The following is a 16,278-nucleotide window of genomic DNA, read 5'->3' on the forward strand; positions in this document are numbered from 1 at the left end:
TCAAATCACCTTTACTGCACGTGATAAAAAATGGAACGAACTTGTCAGTTCCATGGAACCAATCTGTGATGCAGAGATGGTTGACAGTACTCATCCTCTTTACATTCNCAGTTCTATGGAACCATTCTGCGATGCAGAGATGGTTGACAGTACTCATCCTCTTTACATTCNGCAATACAAGGACTTGATTTTGTAGAAAACGTAATTGTTCTTGAACACACACATAATCAAATCAACTTTACTGCACGTGATAAAAAGTGGAACGAATTTGTCAGTTCCATGGAACCGCTCTGTGATGCAGAGATGGTTGATAGCACTCATCCTCTTTACATTCNCTTTACATTCTTTATACTTCGGGAACAACAGGAAAACCAAAAGGTGTACTACATGGAACTGGAGGGTATCTCACACATGTGTCTTCCACATTTCGGTGGATTTTTGATATCAAGGATTCGGATGTCTATTTTTGTACTGCTGATATTGGTTGGGTTACAGGGCATAGCTATGTAGTCTATGGGCCGTTAATGAATGGGGCGACTCAGGTAATGTACGAAGGTGCACTTGACTATGCCACGCCTGCAAGAATATGGGAAATCATTTCACGATATGGCGTTACTATACTTTACACTACTCCTACCGCGCTGAGAATGTTCATGAAGTATGGAGATGCTCTACCAAATTCTAATGACCTGTCCAGTCTGCGATTACTTGGAACAGTCGGTGAGCCAATAAATCCTCAGGTCTGGAAATGGTATTTTACAACAATTGGGAAAGAAAAATGTCCCATCATAGATACATGGTGGCAAACAGAAACTGGCGGTGCAATGATATCACCTCTTCCAGGGATTGAAACAATTCCACTAAAACCAGGATCTGCATCAAGACCTATTCCAGGAGTTTGTCTATCTGTAGTTGATGAAAACGGAAAACCAGTACCTGATGATTCCAAGGGATATCTTGTAGTAGAAAACCCGTGGCCTGGAATGCTTCTTACACTATGGGGTGATGATGAAAAATACAAAACAGTCTACTGGTCAAAATACAAAAACATGTACTATGCAGGTGACTATGCAATAAGGGACAAGGATGGATACATCTGGATGCTTGGAAGAGCAGACGATGTGCTAAAAGTTGCAGGTCATAGACTAGGTACTGCAGAGCTTGAAAGCGGATTTGTATCACACAAGGCAGTTGCAGAAGCTGCAGTATGTGGTATACCGCATGATGTCAAGGGAGAAGCAATCATTGTATTTCTAGTTCTAAAAGATGGCTATTTTACCATCTGAACAACTACACAAAGATCTTGTACAACATATCAGAACAACAATAGGTCCTATTGCATCTCCTGATCAACTTTATTTTGTCACAAAACTTCCAAAGACACGAAGTGGCAAAATCATGAGAAGACTCCTAAAAGCACTGGCTCAGAATGAGAAAATTGGTGATATCAGCACGCTCGAAGACGAGGCATCTGTTGATGAGATAAAGTCAGCATTTACCGAGCTAAAACAGACCCTTGCAAAATCCTAGATTGAAATTATTTGCATCTTGGAACTTTCAGTTATGTGGAATTTGTCAGTAAATCCAGCAGTGACTTCTAAAACATATTTTGCCTTTTTACCATCTGCATTTTGAACTGTGCATGTTGCAGTTTCAAGTGCAGACTTGCAAGGTGGAACATTTTTTGCAATGTGAATAACATTTCCATCGGCATCAAACCAGATTATGTCAAGTGGGAACTGCATATTCAACATCCATATGGGTACAATTTGTTCTTGGCTGAAAACAAAGATCATCCCCTGATCATCTGGAAGTTCGTTTTGGAACATAAGGCCTCTTACTTTTTCTGCATCAGTCTCTGCAATCTGTACGTCTAAAATTTTGTCGTCAAGCTTGATTGTTCCCTTTGGAAACTTGACTTCAGCAAGTTTGGAATCTGCAGGGATTGTCAATACACCCACTATTCCTATTACAACTGCTGCAATTGCAATTGGGATTAAAACTTGGGCCCTTGTTGCCACAAAAATCTGGTAGTCAATATCTAGTTAAAAACCCATGTAAAAAATGATGCAGAGTTTTGGTCCTAACTCATCTTGTCTTTTAGATGGGAATAATCGCTGAAAAAGTTCTTTGTCTCCTGACCTACATCTTTGATTGTTGCACCGTTGTATACCTTTTCTAGATATTTTCCTGCGATTATCATTGGTATGCCAAGAGGTGTAGTAAATGGGTCTGGCGAAAGAAGAAAAATGAATCCTATCTTTGTAATCTTTTTTCCTGGTGCAGGTGCTCTCTGCAGTGCTCCAAGTGCACGTGCCGTACCCCTGTCATCCATCCTGCCAAGTTCCGAGTAGATTTTGGCTCTTCTATGGAGGGAATCTCTGACTTTCTTTATTTTATCAATACCCTGCCTGACTCCCTCATCCATGCACCCCTCATTTTTAAAAAAATAGTTAAGACTCCCAGCAAAAGATCAATCACCACTGGGTGAACATTTCTGATCAAGAGATTAGGTTATATGATTTCGTGTATACTTAACAAAAATATGAAGGAAAAGCGTGCTGAGAGGCTAGAATCCATAAAAGAGGCACACAAGTCGGCAAAAACCAACTATACCAGGATAGAGGACTATCTTGAGGTAATATCCGAACTTGTAGAGCTCAAAGGATATGCAAATACTCTTGACATCTCGCGATATCTCACAGTCAGCGCCCCATCTGTCACAAAAATGCTCCAAAAGCTTGCAGAAGGTGGGTATCTTGAATATGAAAAATATAGGGGAATAAACCTGACTCAAAAAGGCGCTTCACTTGCCGATGCAGTACGACAAAAACATGGTACACTGTTAGAATTCTTTAGAATGCTTGGGATTAATCATGAAATAGCAAACCAGGATGTTGAAGGAATAGAACATCACCTAAATCCACAGACAATAAAGCAATTACGAAAGTTTGTTACCTTTCTAAAGTCCAATCCAAAAATTCTTGATAGTTTCCAGTAGCTAGTCGTGTACAGTTATTCTGATATCATCTTTTGACATCACTGCACCAATCAATCTTTTTCCGGCACTAGATTTTTTTGGAATTATTATTCTGCCATTCTTTCCTACTCTGGTAGATGTGATGTTTTTGCCATTGACATAGACTTCGGCATCCATGCCGGATTTTGATATGTCCACTTCTAAGACAAAATTATTTCCAGACTCTGACATTTCAAACCATTCTCCACCCCTTGAAGATCCGCCGTCTTTTGGCTCTACGTCAATATGGACTCCGAGTGTTTTTTCAAGATCATTTACTGTTGCCCCGCCTCTTCCTATGATTGATGGCATGGATTCCTTGTCCACTCTTACCCGTATACTGTTGTTTGACAGGATCTCAATTTCTGCATCAGAATCAAACCTGCGTATGGTGTCACGAATTTTTGCCTCGGCCAGTTTTTCAATGCCGCCACTTTTACTCTCCTTTGATATTGGTATGACAATGTTTTCATCACCATATGTGTAAATTTCGTACTCTAGGTTATGGTCCTCAAAATTTCTAATCTCAATTACTGGTCTTGCTAAATCTTGCTCTGTCATTCCTGTGGGGACCTTAACCTTGAATTCTAACTCATACACTTTTGATATCTGACCTGCCTTGACAAAGACAACTGTATCCAATATGTGAGGGATCATTCCAAGCTCAACTTTTCCTATGAATCTCTGTATTGCATCAAGCGGTGCATGTGCATGAACAACTCCCACCATGCCTACTCCTGCAAGTCTTAGGTCTGAGAACACTCTAAAATCCTGATATCTTCTGACCTCGTCAAATATTGTATAATCCGGTCTTACAAGAAGAAGTATGTCTGCAGCATTTTCAAAACTTCCTTCAAGATGTGTATACTGTGTTACCTTTTTGTTTACCTGCAAGTCTCTTGGGGATTCAAACGTCTTTACTATCTTGCCTTTTGTTGAATAATAATCTGCAAGGCTTGATGCTAGGGTACTCTTTCCGGACCCAGGTGATCCTGAAATCAATATTCCTTCTGCTTTTTCAGAAAGTCGTTGCATTAATTTTTCAGAGATTGTATACTGATCTAATGACATCTTTACTATAGGATGAGTTATTGTAATTTCATAGCTGTTTGAAAATGGTGAATGGGTGACAACANGTCTAATGACATCTTTATTATCGGATGAGTTATTGTAATTTCGTAATTGTTTGAAAATGGTGAATGGGTGACAACAACTCTATAATCTTTGTATTGAATTACAAGTACGCCAGATTTTGATATCTCTATTATGCCAAGCTGTGTAGCCCTTGATGCTTCTAGGATTTCACTTGTTACTCCTTCCAAGTACTCCTTTGTCAACAAAGTATCTCCTACCTCTGTAAGAGAAAATGCTCCTGGCTTGCCTCTTTTTGCAAGTGGTAATGTTCCTTCTTTTAGGTGAATACTCATTGTTTGACTGTCAAAGTATTTTTCAAACTCGAGGTCTGAGATCTTGACTTGAGGTTTTGAATAGCTTGTCTTTACACCCTCTGCCTGTGCTACAAGGGCCTGTACATAATCTGCTGTATAAAATGTGGCGCCATTCTTTTTTGCAATGTCTTTAATTATTGCATCAATTCNGGGTTTTGAATAACTTGTCTTTACACCCTCTGCCTGTGCTACAAGTGCCTGCACGTAGTCTGCCGTATAAAATGTGGCGCCATTCTTTTTTGCGATGTCTTTTATTATTGCATCAATCCTGCCGTGTCTTGCAANCACGTAATCTGCTGTATAAAATGTGGCACCATTCTTTTTTGCAATGTCTTTTATTATTGCATCAATTCTGCCATGCCTTGCAAGCTTGATGTCATCCATGCTTGGGCGTTCTCCTTCAAACCTAAGCGTAATGTTGTTCTTCTCTGCCAACTCACGAATTTTCTTTATCTCTTCGAGGCCCACAAAGCCATAATCTTTGTGCTGGGATGCCTGTGATTGTAACTCGTCTAAAACCGCAACCGGTATTATTATCTCACAATTTGTCAATGTACCGGCCTCGATTAACTTGGTAATCTCACCATCTATTATGATGCTAGTATCTACAACGTATTTTTCCACACGTGTACTCATTTTTGGCATCTTTTAACCATAACTGTAGCTAAGAAATAATATAGTACAATGTGCTGGACATTTCCATGACTGGTAGCAAAAATGATATCTTGATAATTGAAGACAGTATGGCTATAACCCTCCTGTTGAGGGATTTTTTAAAAAAATTGGGGTATGAAAATGTAAAGACATGTGATAGCGGCAAGGCCGGAATTCAAACGTTCTCCGATCTTGAAAAGGATGGAAAGCGATCAATAGTGTTACTTGATTTCCATCTTCCTGATATGGATGCAAATGAAGTGATGGCTGGTATATTTGCGATACGTCCTGACGCAAAAATCATTCTTGAAACTGCAGACTCCAAATCTGATGAACAGATAAAAAATGCTATGCGAGGTGGTGCGTATCTGTATATTGAAAAGCCGATAAGATATGAAAATCTAAAAAATGTATTTGAGACTCTGGAACAGGAACAATCTATTCTTGAGGAAAAACCATCCGGTGATATTGAAAGAATAATCTTGCATCTGAAATCTTCTTCTAGGATAAGTTTTGCAAGACTTGCAGAATATTCCAAGACTGAAAAAGATTTACTGGAAAATCATCTTTTGCGTCTTGAAAATGAAAAAAAGATAATGAAACTTTCTGAAATAAAAGAAGTCTCTTGTACACAGTGTGATTCTGTGCGGGTTCTTCCAAATTTCTTCTGTCCTGCCTGTAAAGGCACTAATTTTGTTCAAGGAAAATTGATTGAACATTTCAAATGTGGAAATGTCTCAATTGAAGATTCCTACAAAGAAAACAAATGCCCGAAATGTCAAAAAGAGATAAAGATCATGGGCGTTGATTACAAGTCAATTGATAATTATTACATATGCAGTGACTGTGGAAACAAATTTTCCGATCCGTCTCAAGATTACATATGTGTTAAATGTAACAACAGATTCCCACTGGAAAAAGCAAAATGGGTTACAAGTACTGGATACAAATCAGTTAGTCTATGATTGTGTTACATTACTGATTATTTTCAAAACTTCTTGAAAATTAAATGGTTTTAAAACATATGTGTTAGCGCCTGATCTGATGCATTCTTTTATTGTCTCTTGATTGTCACTAGCTGAAATCATGATTACTTTGGCTTTTGGATTGTGTGAAATAATTTCTTTGAGTACTGACAGACCGTCTTTTTTTGGCATTGCCATGTCAAGCAAAACAATGTCCGGTTTTGATTTGATATATTCTTCCAATGCTCCAATTCCACTTGATAATTCTGCAACCAGATTGTGCTGACCTATGACAAGTATGTCCTTTAAGACCATTCTTATGGCATCAGAATCATCCACTATCATCACGCTGGCCATACAAATTCTACCAAGTTTGTACTATATAATTACAAGTGTAATCTAAAATCCTACGATCTGCGGACAAGATTTTCTCACCTGTTTTTTAAAATCATCTATCTGGATATTTGCCTGTCCGCTAAATAGACCGGACATTATCTTTACTGCATCACTGGTTATTTTGTGAGAACCTTTCAGTGTACCGTGGTTTGAAACATGTTTTAGAACTAGGTCGCTTATTTTTGCGATTTCGCCCATTTTTTCTTGTTTCATCATAGGTGCCAAACCCTTGATCTTGTGCATGTGTTTTTCAATATCTGTTGATTTTTCATAGAGTTGCTCATCATTGGTGCAGGCAAGAAAAATTTCATCTAGGCTGTCTATCTCTGATTGTATCTCTTGTCTTGCTATTCTGAGAAACTCTTCAGACATTTTAACTACTTACTAGATATCTTTTATACTAACTTTTATACCCGTCTGCTGTCTTTTTTTCTTTGTGAAACTGACTCAAAAAACGTACTTTTTACTTGCAGTGATAATCGGAGTTTCTGCTGTCAACTTTTACTTGTTGATATTTACATCACAACAAAATCAAGACATTCTACACTCTATTAGCTATGCAAGTGATCTAAAAGTTATAGTCGAAAGAATTGGCGGTACTGCAAATTCTATTGCAGGTGGAAATGAAGGAGACAGGCCAATTCTAGAACAACAACTATCTGATTTTGATAATACATATGCACGACTTGGTGTGGGAGGAAATATTGGCGGACTAAATCTAGTCGCGGTTCCACCAGAATTGATTCCAGCATATGCAAAGGTAGGTGATGCATGGGCTCCATACAAAGACGATGCAGAAAAAATAAAGAAAGAGACCATCTTTGATTCCAAAGTAAAGGATGGATTGACATACGTACTTGGTAAAAACGGTGATCTGGTGTCACTTGCAAACGGCATCGAAAATGATCTTACTCCACTTGATAGAAATTACAATAAACACAAAATAATTGCACTGGAAATGATAAGTCTTGCAAAAGATATCGGCGAAAAAACATTATTGTATTCCATTGGTGAGGGGGGAAATGTTACTTCGGCCTTGAAAAAGGATAGGATACTTTTTGGAGCTGATCTGAAAAAACTGGAGGGATTGCCACTAGATGACCCTGAATATGCAGCCTATGGAATCACTACAGAAACACTGCTTGAAATTCCACGACAAAATTCTGGCTCTATAAGGCAGATTGACCCAATATGGGAATCTGTCAATGCAAAGCTAGTCTATATTGAATCAAATACATTATTATCAAAAGACTTTGGTGCTGCATTGTCAAAATTAAATTCGCAAAGAACTGTACTACTCAATGCCACCTCTGACTTTGTAAGCCAATGGAACGGAATCATTGATCTACAGCTGCACGACAAAGTTTTGATAGTCCAATTATTCATAATTGCTGACATTGTCGTATTTGTTGCTGTAATACTGTCAATTAGAAAGTCCTTGTCACCTCTTGAAACTTTGACAAAGGCAATCAGTCGTATCAAAGAGGGTGTTTATGGAGAAAAAATTATCTACTCTGCAAAAGACGAGATAGGTGAACTGGCGGATACCTTTAACGCAATGTCTATGACAATCCAGAAAAAAGAAGAAGAGGCAAAAAAAGTTGAGGTTGCAAAAGATGAATTTCTTGCAATGGTTACGCATGAACTAAAGACTCCGCTTGTACCAATTCAAGGATACTCTGACATATTACTTGGTGAGCATCTTGGACCGCTAAATACGACACAAAAAGAAAGACTCAGGATAATCAGTTCAAGTGCCACCACTTTACTACAACTCATCTCTGATTTACTTGATGCGCAGAAACTTGAACTAGGGCAACTTAGAATCAAAAAAGAGAAAAACAATCTCAAGGAAACAATCGAAAAAACGATACTTGGAATGCACCCGCAGGCAATTGCAGATGATATTTCACTTACTTTTACTCAGAAAAACGATGTCTATGCATTTTATGATGAGGATAGACTGAAACAAGTATTGAACAACCTGATAAAAAATAGTCTAAAGGCAACTTCTCCAAAGACCGGTAAGGTGGAGGTAAAACTTGAAGAAAAAAATAATGAAGTTGTGGTCTCAGTCATAGATAATGGTAGAGGAATACCTCCTGACGCAAAAGACCAGATCTTTAAAAAATTCTACCAGGCTGATACCACAAGTACCAGGGAAAAAGGAGGTAGTGGCCTTGGCCTATCTATCTGTAAAGGAATTGTAGAAGCACACGGTGGCACAATATGGATGGAAAGTGAGATGTCCAAAGGAACTACCTTCTCATTTACAATTCCAAAAACAGAGACAAATAGAACGCCAATATAGGATACCAGTCTGGTAAATGCCATGTCGCTTGAAGATTATGCTGATAAGGCAGTCAAAATTGCACTTGATTTTGGCTCTCAGTATTGTGACGTAAGGGCAGAAGTTGTAAAGACATCAGGATTTGTAATTGAAAACGGCGAGGTTGAAAATTCTGTCTTGTCAAATGATTCTGGTCTTGGAATCAGAGTGCTAGTAAATGGCGCTTGGGGATTTTATTCTGTCTCTATGCCGCATTCGTTTGATGATATCCAACAGAATATTGTGGATACCATAAAAACTGCAAGATATTATTCTGAAAATAAGAAACAAAAGATATGTCTAGCAGAAGTTCGCTCTTTTACTGACAAAGTACATTTCAAGATGATGGTTGAACCAAATATTGAAGAAATGGTAAAAATTGGTCTTGAATCTGACAAGATAATTCATGACAAAAAAAGAATAATCAAATCATCCGTATCAATGCACCATGACAAATTTCACAAATATTTTGTAAACAGTGAGGGATCAAAAATCACTCAAGACTTTGATGACGTCATGGCAAATTTATCCGCAACATCGCACTATTCTGGATTGACACAATCTGTTAGCACAACAGAAGGGGGAAGGGGAGGGCTTGAAATGATTACTGGAAAAAATGACATTCTTGCAGCCTCTAGAGAAATATCTGAAAAAGCAGATGCACTGCTTGATGCAAAAACAGTAAAAGAAGAAAAAGCAACAGTGGTAATGAATCCCGACTTTGTTGCATTACTTTCTCATGAGATTCTTGGTCACCCATCTGAGGCAGACCGAGTACTTGGAAAAGAGATGGCATGGGCAGGAGGTGCATGGTGGGCAGGAAAACTTGGAACAAAAATTGGCTCTTCTGAACTTAATGTAATTGATGATCCTACAATTCCTTCTAGTCTTGGATGGTACAGGTATGACGACGAAGGAGTACCTGCAACAAAGAAAATACTTGTAGAGGATGGGATCTTGAGCAACCACATGCAAAGTCGGGAGACTGCCTCTCTTTTTGACACTATTCCAAATTCATCGATGCGTGCAACTGGGTATTCGTTTATGCCTCTTGTGAGAATGGCATGCACTTGCATCGCACCTGGAAATTGGAATCCTGATGAAATGATTAAAGACGTAAAAAATGGATTTTTGATCTGTAACATGAAAATACCATCAATAGATATGATGAGGTATAACTGGAGCATCTCTTGCCAATATGCGCAAAAAATTGAAAACGGAGAACTTGGTGAACTGTTAAGAGATGTCATTGTGATGGGCAACTCGCCAGAGTTTTTTGATTCCATTGATGCAAGAGGAAAAGATTTCACTGTTAGGCCTATTGGAAACTGCGGCAAGGGCGACCCAATGCAAATAATGAGGATGGGGAATGGTGGTCCACATATACGTGGCAAATCAATTGTAAAAAGTGTGGCAACATAAAATGTCTGAAAAGCTAGATGATATAAAAAACAGAGTAATATCTTGCACCAACTGCAGTCTCTCAAAATCACGAACAAATGCAGTACCTGGAAATGGAAATTATCATTCAGATGTAATTTTTGTTGGAGAAGCTCCTGGAAGAAATGAGGACCTTCAGGGCAAGCCCTTTGTTGGTACTGCAGGACAAATTCTTTCTGAGGCACTAGAGTATGCTGGATTCACACGGGACCAGGTGTATATTACAAATGTTGTAAAATGCAGACCGCCAAACAACAGGCAGCCTATAACAGAAGAGCGCGCTGCATGCAGGCCATATCTTTCAGAAGAACTGGAAATAATAAAACCAAAAATAATTTGTATTCTAGGAAACACTGCATATAGTTCATTACTTGATGGTAGTGAGATAACAAAAAACCGTGGCAAGATTGTAAAAAACAATGGCCTTCTTTATTTTGTCACTGTCCACCCTGCAGCGGTAATCTACAATCCAAGTCTCAGGCAGGTTCTAAAAGATGATTTTGTATTTCTTGCCAAATCTTTGGATAAATTAAGAAAGGGTTTGGACGTAGAAATTTCACAATGAAGGCACTTACCCGCTCATTTTATGATAGGGATACAGTAGATGTTGCTCGTGATTTACTTGGAAAAATACTGGTCCGAAAAATTAATGGAAATACCATCTCTGGTATAATAGCAGAAACTGAAGCATATCGATACAAGGACGATCCTGCAAGTCATACCTATGGAGGAATGACCGAGCGAAACAAGGCCATGTTTGGTCAGGTTGGTAGGGCGTATGTCTATTTTACATATGGGATGCATTATTGTGTAAATGCAGTTGCGCGAAGCTCTGATTATGAAGCAGGTGCAGTCTTGATAAGATCGCTTGTACCAAAAACAGGAATTGATTTCATGTCAAGGCAGCGTAAAATCTCTGATATCTCAAACCTTACAAATGGTCCTGCCAAGCTTACCCAAGCGTTAAAGATAACAAAAAAAGAATACGGTGAAGACCTTACAAAAAGATCTAACCTGTTTATCACTGATGGATTGGAAATAAAAAAGTCGGAGATTCTTGCAGGACCAAGAATTGGAATAAAAAAAGCAAATGACAAGATGTGGAATTTTAAGATGACAAAAAATATTTTTACATAAAACTAGGAAGATGGGTTAGGTCTAGCGCCAAGTGTAGCCGTCAAGTCCATTGATTTTCCTTGTCTGTATACTGTCACTATTACCTTGTCTCCAACATTTTTCTGCTCGTCAAGATATGCAATAACATCGTAAATTGTCTTGATCGGGTGTCCATCTATCGAAGTTATGATGTCTCCTCCGTGCAAGATGTTGTTCTGGTCANGACATCGTAAATTGTCTTGATTGGGTGTCCGTCTATTGAGGTTATGATATCTCCTCCGTGCAAGATGTTATTCTGATCTGGTGTGGCTGGAGTTATGCCTGCCTTGTCTGCAGGTCCTCCTTTGACTATGTTTTCAACTATCACACCCTTGAAGTTTCTTGCAAGTCCGTTTGCAAGGGAAATGTCAGAGTCTAGACTTCTTCCAGATATGCCAAGATATGGGTGAGAGTATGCTCCATCTTTGATCAAGACAGGAGCTATCCTGCTTATTGTATTTGCAGGTACTGCAAATCCAACTCCTGCAAAATCACCTGTGCTAGTGCTGATTGCAGTATTCATTCCAACCACTTGACCATTCAAGTCAAGCAACGGTCCTCCAGAATTTCCTGGGTTGATTGCAGCATCAACTTGAATTACGTCAGGGATTGAAAATCCTGCAGAATTGTCATTTGGAAGAAGCCTTCCAATCTGGCTTACTATGCCTGTTGTCATTGTATCACTTAGACCAAATGGGTTACCTATTGCAATGACTTGTTGACCCACATCAAGACTTGACGAGTTTCCAAATGTTAGCGGAACAAGAGATTCATCTGAAAAGTTGTCAATTATCTGTATGACTGCAATGTCGTTTCCAGGATCAGTTCCCACCACTTTGGCAGTGTATGTATTTCCGTCAATAAAGGACACGTTTACTGTTTTTGATCCTTCTACAACGTGATTGTTGGTAATTATTCTCCCTTCGGTATCATATACAAAACCTGACCCAAGTCTTGTAGATTGGCTTGAAAGTGGCTGGCCATTTATTATGAAATTATTGTCTACCGTTGATACCTTACTTGTTATCTGTACTACAGAATTTTCTGAATTCTTGAAAATATGCGTAAGAATAGAATCTGTTGTTGCAAGGCTTGATCCTGGAGGGCCTTGTGGTCCAGGCGGACCTTGAGGCCCTGGTGGCCCTTGTACGGTTGCCTGTGATATGTCTTCTAATGTTCTTCCGTTGCTAAATTGTAATGCTACGGTAGCAGCAAGAACGATAGTTATCCCGATAAGTATAATCTCAAGTTTTCTCATGCTAAAATCTCTGCCAAAATACTGTAAATCGAAATATTATATTTTGCTACACATTGTTCCATGTTGCTAGTCGAATTAACCCATCTGGTTTTTTGGTATTATGTTTTGCTAAACTTTGGTAATCATTACCTAAATATACACACAAGTCACTGATTTCATTGTGGTCAAGAAGCAGAAGAACAAGGCTAAATCTAGTCCTATATCTAAAGGAATGATAATTACCGTTGCAGTTATCGCACTTGCTGTGGCAGGTGGAGTGTATTATTTGTGGACATCTTCAATTCCTGTAAACGTAGACCATCCAGTATTTGCAACAGCCTCCAATGTCTACATATTGGCAACTCATAATGACCAAGGATATTACTATGATGAGCAATCCACTAAAACTGGAAAGAAGTCAATTTCTAGTACAAACGTTGATCCTGTTATTCACGTTCCACAAGGAACACTTGTTGCATTACATGTGATAAATGAAGACAAGGATACTGGTGCAGACCAGGATCTAAACATTGATGCTTTTAACGTACATACAAGACATCTGAAATACTTTGAAGCTCAGACAATAAACTTCCTAGCTGACAAGACAGGAAACTATCAATACTATTCTACATTACATCCTGAAATGAAGGGCACACTAACTGTGGATCCGTAAAATTGATAGTCAAAATGTTCTTTAGCAAATCTTTTCATTTGAATCAGGAAAAGGCTAACTACAGATGAGTGAAAACAAGACACCAGCCTCTCGTTTTGATGTACTTGACTTAATGGATAGTTTTATACAAAAAATTCTTGAATTAAGGAGAGTTCTTCTGGGAGTCTCAATATCTGGTTTTATCTTGGCACCTTTTGCAATAGGTTTGTCCATCTTCTTGTTGACACACCGTCACTTTTTCATTGTTCTTGAGCGTGAATATGACTTTGGCGTAGCACTGAGCATACTGCTAGGCTTGGTTATTGCTATATCTACTGGCTGGATGGTGACTGGAATCAGACAATACAAGACACTAAAGTCTTGGAATAAAAAATACCAAGAATATCTACAACAAAAAGACGAGATTGACAAAAAGATTGCATCACAGTATGGTCTAGACCAAGACTAGATTTCTTTATCTGAATTCTTTTTCTTTCTTGGGAATAATGTTTCATAAGGATCCAAAATTGTCTTACAAAATTCAATTCCTTTTGGGGTTGGCTTGTAGATTGTAATGATACGTTTTCCCATGCTTCTCTCCTCGTTTTGAATCAAGCCATTTGCTTCTAATTCTGTCAGTATTGATTTGTGTTTTTTTAAATTCAGCCCACAAAAGCTCACAAGGGCTGTCTGGTTAAGCTCACCATATTGGACCAATGTAAGAATGATGTCCTTGATTATGTAAATTCTGTCACGGNCCGCAAAAACTCACAAGGGCTGTCTGATTAAGCTCGCCATATTGGACTAGTGTAAGAATGATGTCCTTGATTATGTAAATTCTGTCACGGTATGGACTTGGACCTGACAATCACATCACAATCCGTTTGTAGTACGATGCCTGTATATTGTGAAATCACTTGTCATTGCTAATAACTTCTTGCAAAAATAGCATGAATATTGGTTTGATTCTTGCATACAATGCATTTAGAATCTTGTGTCTTGGCATCAAATGGAATTACTCTGATATCTGCACCTGTTGATTCTTTGATAACTTCTTCACATTTTGTCTGTCCACACCATGGCGAATAAAGAAATGCACCCTTTTCCACCTCTTTTTTGAATTCTTCGAAATTGGTCACCTCTAGAGTTTTTTCTTTTAAGAGATTCTTTGCATTCTCAAAGAGATTTTGCTGAATCTCTTCTAGCATTGAAAGAATTCCACTCTCTGTATTTTCAAACGCAAGATCAGTTTTTTTGAGATTGTCTCTTCTGACAAGAACCATCTTTCNGCCCTTTTCCACCTCTATCTTAAATTCTTCAAAGTCTGTTATCTCTCTGGTCTTTTCTTTTAAAAGGTTCTTAGCATTCTCAAATAGATTCTGCTGAATCTCTTCTAGCATTGCAAGAATTCCGCTTTCTGTATCTTCAAATGCAAGATCCGTTTTTTTGAGATTGTCTCTTCTGACAAGAACCATCTTTCCTTTTGCAATATCTTTTGGGCCTATCTCGACTCTCAATGGAACACCCTTCATCTCCCAATCATGAAACTTGTATCCTGGAGTAACCTCGTCTCTTACATCCATGTGTATGCGAAGATTGTGTTTTGCCAATGTCTGTTTTATCTCTGAGGCCTTGTTGAGTACAAGTTCCATGTCTTCTGGAGAATAGTAAATCGGAACTATGACTACTTGAATTGGTGCAACTCGTGGAGGCAGTACAAGTCCCTTGTCGTCACCGTGGATCATGATTAGTGCACCTATTAGACGCCATGACACTCCCCATGATGTCTGCCATGCAAAGGTCTCTACATTTTGCTTGTCAAGGAATTTTACATCAAATGGTTTTGAAAAGTTTTGACCCAAAAAGTGTGATGTTCCCATCTGGAGTGCCTTGCCGTCTGGCATGATTGATTCCATCGTTGTAGTGTAAACTGCTCCAACAAACTTTTCCTTTTCACTTTTTTTGCCAGTGACTACAGGAATTGCAAGTTCTTCTTCCACGGTTTTTTTGTACATTTCAAGTATTGTCATGACTTCTGATTCTGCTTCCTCTTTTGTTGTGTGTACCGTATGGCCCTCTTGCCAGAGAAACTCGGAGGTCCTCAAAAATGGCTTGGTTGCCTTTATCTCTGCTCTTAGTGCAGTGTTCCAAAAATTAATCTTTAGTGGCAGGTCTCTCCAACTCTTTATCCACTTTGAATACATTGAATATGCAAGTGCCTCCGAGGTGGGTCTTAACGCAAGCTTGTCACCAATCTCTGTTTCACCAGAATGTGTGACCCAAAAGACTTCGGGGGTAAAACCCGCAAAGTGATCTGACTCTTTGCTTAACAATGACTCTGGTATCAAAACCGGAAGAAAACCATTCTCGTGTCCTGTTGCTTTTAATTTTTGATCAAGTGATGATTTTAGAGATTCCCAAATAGAATACCCATATGGTCTTAGTACAATTAGGCCTTTTACTGGCGCATAATCTGCAAGTTGTGCCTTTAGTACTGTCTGCGTATACCACTCGCTAAAATTTTCATTTTTCTTAACTGTAATTCCTATCTCTTTGCTCAATTCCAGTCTTTCTTATACTTGCACTAATGAGCTTTCTGGTTTTTTAGAGTGGATCGCCTTTACAGAGCACTTTACCTGAGACTCTGCTCTGGAAGTTAGAACATACAAAACACTGGATAAATGGAAGTTCGTTTTTCAAAACAGGACAGTCAACTGCTTCCTCTTTCATACGCTTGAGCATCTTTGGGCTCACACCTTTGAGTTTGAGCTTTCCCTTGTCGTCCATCATGCCTGATGCTTTGAGCTCTTCTTTGGTTTCGTCTGATAACTTGATAGCCTTTGCAACAACTTTTACTGGTACTTCATATTTGTGTGGAAGTTCCGCCATATTCTACAACTTGGAAAGCTTGAATATATTACTAGTGGTAGAAAGATCCGAGAATCGCTTAAGATTAATATAATCTGATTTGTGGTTGAAAGAA

Annotated in this window: 17 protein-coding genes and 5 pseudogenes; 9 read left to right on the forward strand and 13 right to left on the reverse strand. The window is 38.7% G+C overall.

Annotation, left to right across the window (positions count from 1 at the left end):
- Positions 1–335: 335 nt before the first annotated feature.
- Positions 336–1,530: pseudogene (locus DYY66_RS06935) on the forward strand (AMP-binding protein); the annotation flags it as partial.
- Here the strand turns inward: DYY66_RS06935 and DYY66_RS06940 are convergent.
- Together DYY66_RS06940 and DYY66_RS06945 are read right to left on the reverse strand one after the other, a co-directional pair.
- Positions 1,527–2,021 (reverse strand): DUF192 domain-containing protein, encoded by a 495-nt coding sequence (locus DYY66_RS06940; RefSeq protein WP_166287399.1) that lies wholly within the window; start codon positions 2,019–2,021, stop codon positions 1,527–1,529. The pseudogene DYY66_RS06935 and the gene DYY66_RS06940 sit on opposite strands and share 4 nt — an antisense overlap.
- Before the next feature lie 62 nt (positions 2,022–2,083).
- Positions 2,084–2,428: a hypothetical protein gene (locus DYY66_RS06945; protein WP_166287402.1), complete on the reverse strand. Its 345-nt coding sequence runs from the start codon at positions 2,426–2,428 to the stop codon at positions 2,084–2,086.
- A 117-nt stretch (positions 2,429–2,545) separates the two neighbouring features.
- Between DYY66_RS06945 and DYY66_RS06950 the strand changes: the two genes are divergently transcribed.
- Positions 2,546–3,001 carry a metal-dependent transcriptional regulator gene (locus tag DYY66_RS06950; protein WP_166287405.1) on the forward strand — a complete coding sequence of 152 codons (456 nt, stop codon included), beginning with the start codon at positions 2,546–2,548 and terminating at the stop codon, positions 2,999–3,001.
- Here DYY66_RS06950 and DYY66_RS06955 read toward each other — a convergent pair whose 3' ends face one another.
- From DYY66_RS06955 to DYY66_RS15415, 3 genes and pseudogenes are all read right to left on the reverse strand, one after another.
- Complete coding sequence (locus DYY66_RS06955) at positions 3,002–4,117, reverse strand: ATPase, T2SS/T4P/T4SS family (RefSeq protein WP_309223983.1); 1,116 nt, start codon at positions 4,115–4,117, stop codon at positions 3,002–3,004.
- A gap of 500 nt (positions 4,118–4,617) precedes the next feature.
- A pseudogene (locus tag DYY66_RS16245) lies at positions 4,618–4,751 on the reverse strand (hypothetical protein); the annotation flags it as partial.
- Position 4,752: 1 nt separating this feature from the next.
- A pseudogene (locus DYY66_RS15415) lies at positions 4,753–5,112 on the reverse strand (PIN domain-containing protein); the annotation flags it as partial.
- Between the two features lie 56 nt (positions 5,113–5,168).
- Here DYY66_RS15415 and DYY66_RS06960 point away from each other — a divergent pair.
- Positions 5,169–6,086: a response regulator gene (locus tag DYY66_RS06960; protein ID WP_166287408.1), complete on the forward strand. Its 918-nt coding sequence runs from the start codon at positions 5,169–5,171 to the stop codon at positions 6,084–6,086.
- On the opposite strand, the gene DYY66_RS06965 is transcribed toward DYY66_RS06960, so the two are convergent.
- Together DYY66_RS06965 and DYY66_RS06970 are read right to left on the reverse strand one after the other, a co-directional pair.
- Positions 6,081–6,443 carry a response regulator gene (locus DYY66_RS06965; protein WP_166287411.1) on the reverse strand — a complete coding sequence of 121 codons (363 nt, stop codon included), beginning with the start codon at positions 6,441–6,443 and terminating at the stop codon, positions 6,081–6,083. The two genes, DYY66_RS06960 and DYY66_RS06965, sit on opposite strands and share 6 nt — an antisense overlap.
- Positions 6,444–6,485: 42 nt before the next feature.
- Entirely contained in the window at positions 6,486–6,854 is a 369-nt protein-coding gene (locus DYY66_RS06970) for a hypothetical protein (RefSeq protein WP_166287414.1), read from the reverse strand.
- 64 nt (positions 6,855–6,918) lie between these two features.
- On the opposite strand from DYY66_RS06970, the gene DYY66_RS06975 reads away from it, so the two are divergent.
- From DYY66_RS06975 to DYY66_RS06990, 4 genes are read left to right on the forward strand one after another with little or no spacing between them, the layout of a single operon-like run.
- On the forward strand, positions 6,919–8,793 hold the full coding sequence (locus tag DYY66_RS06975; RefSeq protein WP_166287417.1) for a HAMP domain-containing sensor histidine kinase: 1,875 nt from the start codon (positions 6,919–6,921) through the stop codon (positions 8,791–8,793).
- A 21-nt stretch (positions 8,794–8,814) separates the two neighbouring features.
- Positions 8,815–10,233, forward strand: coding sequence for a TldD/PmbA family protein (locus tag DYY66_RS06980; RefSeq protein ID WP_166287420.1), 1,419 nt, complete (start codon positions 8,815–8,817; stop codon positions 10,231–10,233).
- Position 10,234: 1 nt separating this feature from the next.
- Positions 10,235–10,816 (forward strand): uracil-DNA glycosylase, encoded by a 582-nt coding sequence (locus DYY66_RS06985; protein WP_166287423.1) that lies wholly within the window; start codon positions 10,235–10,237, stop codon positions 10,814–10,816.
- Positions 10,813–11,388 (forward strand): DNA-3-methyladenine glycosylase, encoded by a 576-nt coding sequence (locus DYY66_RS06990; RefSeq protein ID WP_166287426.1) that lies wholly within the window; start codon positions 10,813–10,815, stop codon positions 11,386–11,388. Before DYY66_RS06985 ends, DYY66_RS06990 begins: the two co-directional genes overlap by 4 nt.
- 2 nt (positions 11,389–11,390) lie before the next feature.
- Here the strand turns inward: DYY66_RS06990 and DYY66_RS16250 are convergent, their stop codons facing one another.
- Together DYY66_RS16250 and DYY66_RS06995 are read right to left on the reverse strand one after the other, a co-directional pair.
- Positions 11,391–11,465 (reverse strand): hypothetical protein, encoded by a 75-nt coding sequence (locus DYY66_RS16250; protein WP_394352600.1) that lies wholly within the window; start codon positions 11,463–11,465, stop codon positions 11,391–11,393.
- Between the two features lie 125 nt (positions 11,466–11,590).
- A pseudogene (locus tag DYY66_RS06995) lies at positions 11,591–12,664 on the reverse strand (S1C family serine protease); the annotation flags it as partial.
- A gap of 160 nt (positions 12,665–12,824) precedes the next feature.
- On the opposite strand from DYY66_RS06995, the gene DYY66_RS07000 reads away from it, so the two are divergent.
- Positions 12,825–13,316 carry a cupredoxin domain-containing protein gene (locus tag DYY66_RS07000; protein ID WP_166287429.1) on the forward strand — a complete coding sequence of 164 codons (492 nt, stop codon included), beginning with the start codon at positions 12,825–12,827 and terminating at the stop codon, positions 13,314–13,316.
- 64 nt (positions 13,317–13,380) lie between these two features.
- Positions 13,381–13,764 carry a hypothetical protein gene (locus tag DYY66_RS07005; RefSeq protein ID WP_166287432.1) on the forward strand — a complete coding sequence of 128 codons (384 nt, stop codon included), beginning with the start codon at positions 13,381–13,383 and terminating at the stop codon, positions 13,762–13,764.
- Here the strand turns inward: DYY66_RS07005 and DYY66_RS07010 are convergent.
- The 4 genes and pseudogenes from DYY66_RS07010 to DYY66_RS07020 all read right to left on the reverse strand — a co-directional run bounded on the left by DYY66_RS07010 (position 13,761) and on the right by DYY66_RS07020 (position 16,184).
- A complete protein-coding gene (locus DYY66_RS07010; RefSeq protein WP_309223984.1) occupies positions 13,761–14,042 on the reverse strand; it encodes a hypothetical protein in 282 nt (93 codons plus the stop codon). The genes DYY66_RS07005 and DYY66_RS07010 overlap by 4 nt on opposite strands.
- 179 nt (positions 14,043–14,221) lie before the next feature.
- Positions 14,222–14,578, reverse strand: coding sequence for a hypothetical protein (locus DYY66_RS16255; RefSeq protein WP_394352601.1), 357 nt, complete (start codon positions 14,576–14,578; stop codon positions 14,222–14,224).
- A gap of 6 nt (positions 14,579–14,584) precedes the next feature.
- Positions 14,585–15,856: pseudogene (proS, locus tag DYY66_RS07015) on the reverse strand (proline--tRNA ligase); the annotation flags it as partial.
- 43 nt (positions 15,857–15,899) lie between these two features.
- Positions 15,900–16,184, reverse strand: coding sequence for a hypothetical protein (locus tag DYY66_RS07020; RefSeq protein WP_157927109.1), 285 nt, complete (start codon positions 16,182–16,184; stop codon positions 15,900–15,902).
- Positions 16,185–16,278: the final 94 nt, after the last annotated feature.

The sequence above is a fragment of the Candidatus Nitrosotalea sp. FS genome (assembly GCF_011319475.1).
Classification (GTDB): domain Archaea; phylum Thermoproteota; class Nitrososphaeria; order Nitrososphaerales; family Nitrosopumilaceae; genus Nitrosotalea.

What these genes read in the sequence shown, in the direction of transcription:
- DYY66_RS06980 (WP_166287420.1), top strand. Translation starts at nt 8,815, where the DNA reads ATGTCGCTTGAAGATTATGCTGATAAGGCAGTCAAAATTGCACTTGAT.
- DYY66_RS07005 (WP_166287432.1), top strand. Translation starts at nt 13,381, where the DNA reads ATGAGTGAAAACAAGACACCAGCCTCTCGTTTTGATGTACTTGACTTA.
- DYY66_RS06970 (WP_166287414.1), bottom strand. Translation starts at nt 6,854, where the DNA reads ATGTCTGAAGAGTTTCTCAGAATAGCAAGACAAGAGATACAATCAGAG.
- DYY66_RS16255 (WP_394352601.1), bottom strand. Translation starts at nt 14,578, where the DNA reads ATGGTTCTTGTCAGAAGAGACAATCTCAAAAAAACTGATCTTGCGTTT.
- DYY66_RS06945 (WP_166287402.1), bottom strand. Translation starts at nt 2,428, where the DNA reads ATGGATGAGGGAGTCAGGCAGGGTATTGATAAAATAAAGAAAGTCAGA.
- DYY66_RS06965 (WP_166287411.1), bottom strand. Translation starts at nt 6,443, where the DNA reads ATGGCCAGCGTGATGATAGTGGATGATTCTGATGCCATAAGAATGGTC.
- DYY66_RS06950 (WP_166287405.1), top strand. Translation starts at nt 2,546, where the DNA reads ATGAAGGAAAAGCGTGCTGAGAGGCTAGAATCCATAAAAGAGGCACAC.
- DYY66_RS06990 (WP_166287426.1), top strand. Translation starts at nt 10,813, where the DNA reads ATGAAGGCACTTACCCGCTCATTTTATGATAGGGATACAGTAGATGTT.
- DYY66_RS06985 (WP_166287423.1), top strand. Translation starts at nt 10,235, where the DNA reads ATGTCTGAAAAGCTAGATGATATAAAAAACAGAGTAATATCTTGCACC.
- DYY66_RS07020 (WP_157927109.1), bottom strand. Translation starts at nt 16,184, where the DNA reads ATGGCGGAACTTCCACACAAATATGAAGTACCAGTAAAAGTTGTTGCA.
- DYY66_RS06960 (WP_166287408.1), top strand. Translation starts at nt 5,169, where the DNA reads ATGACTGGTAGCAAAAATGATATCTTGATAATTGAAGACAGTATGGCT.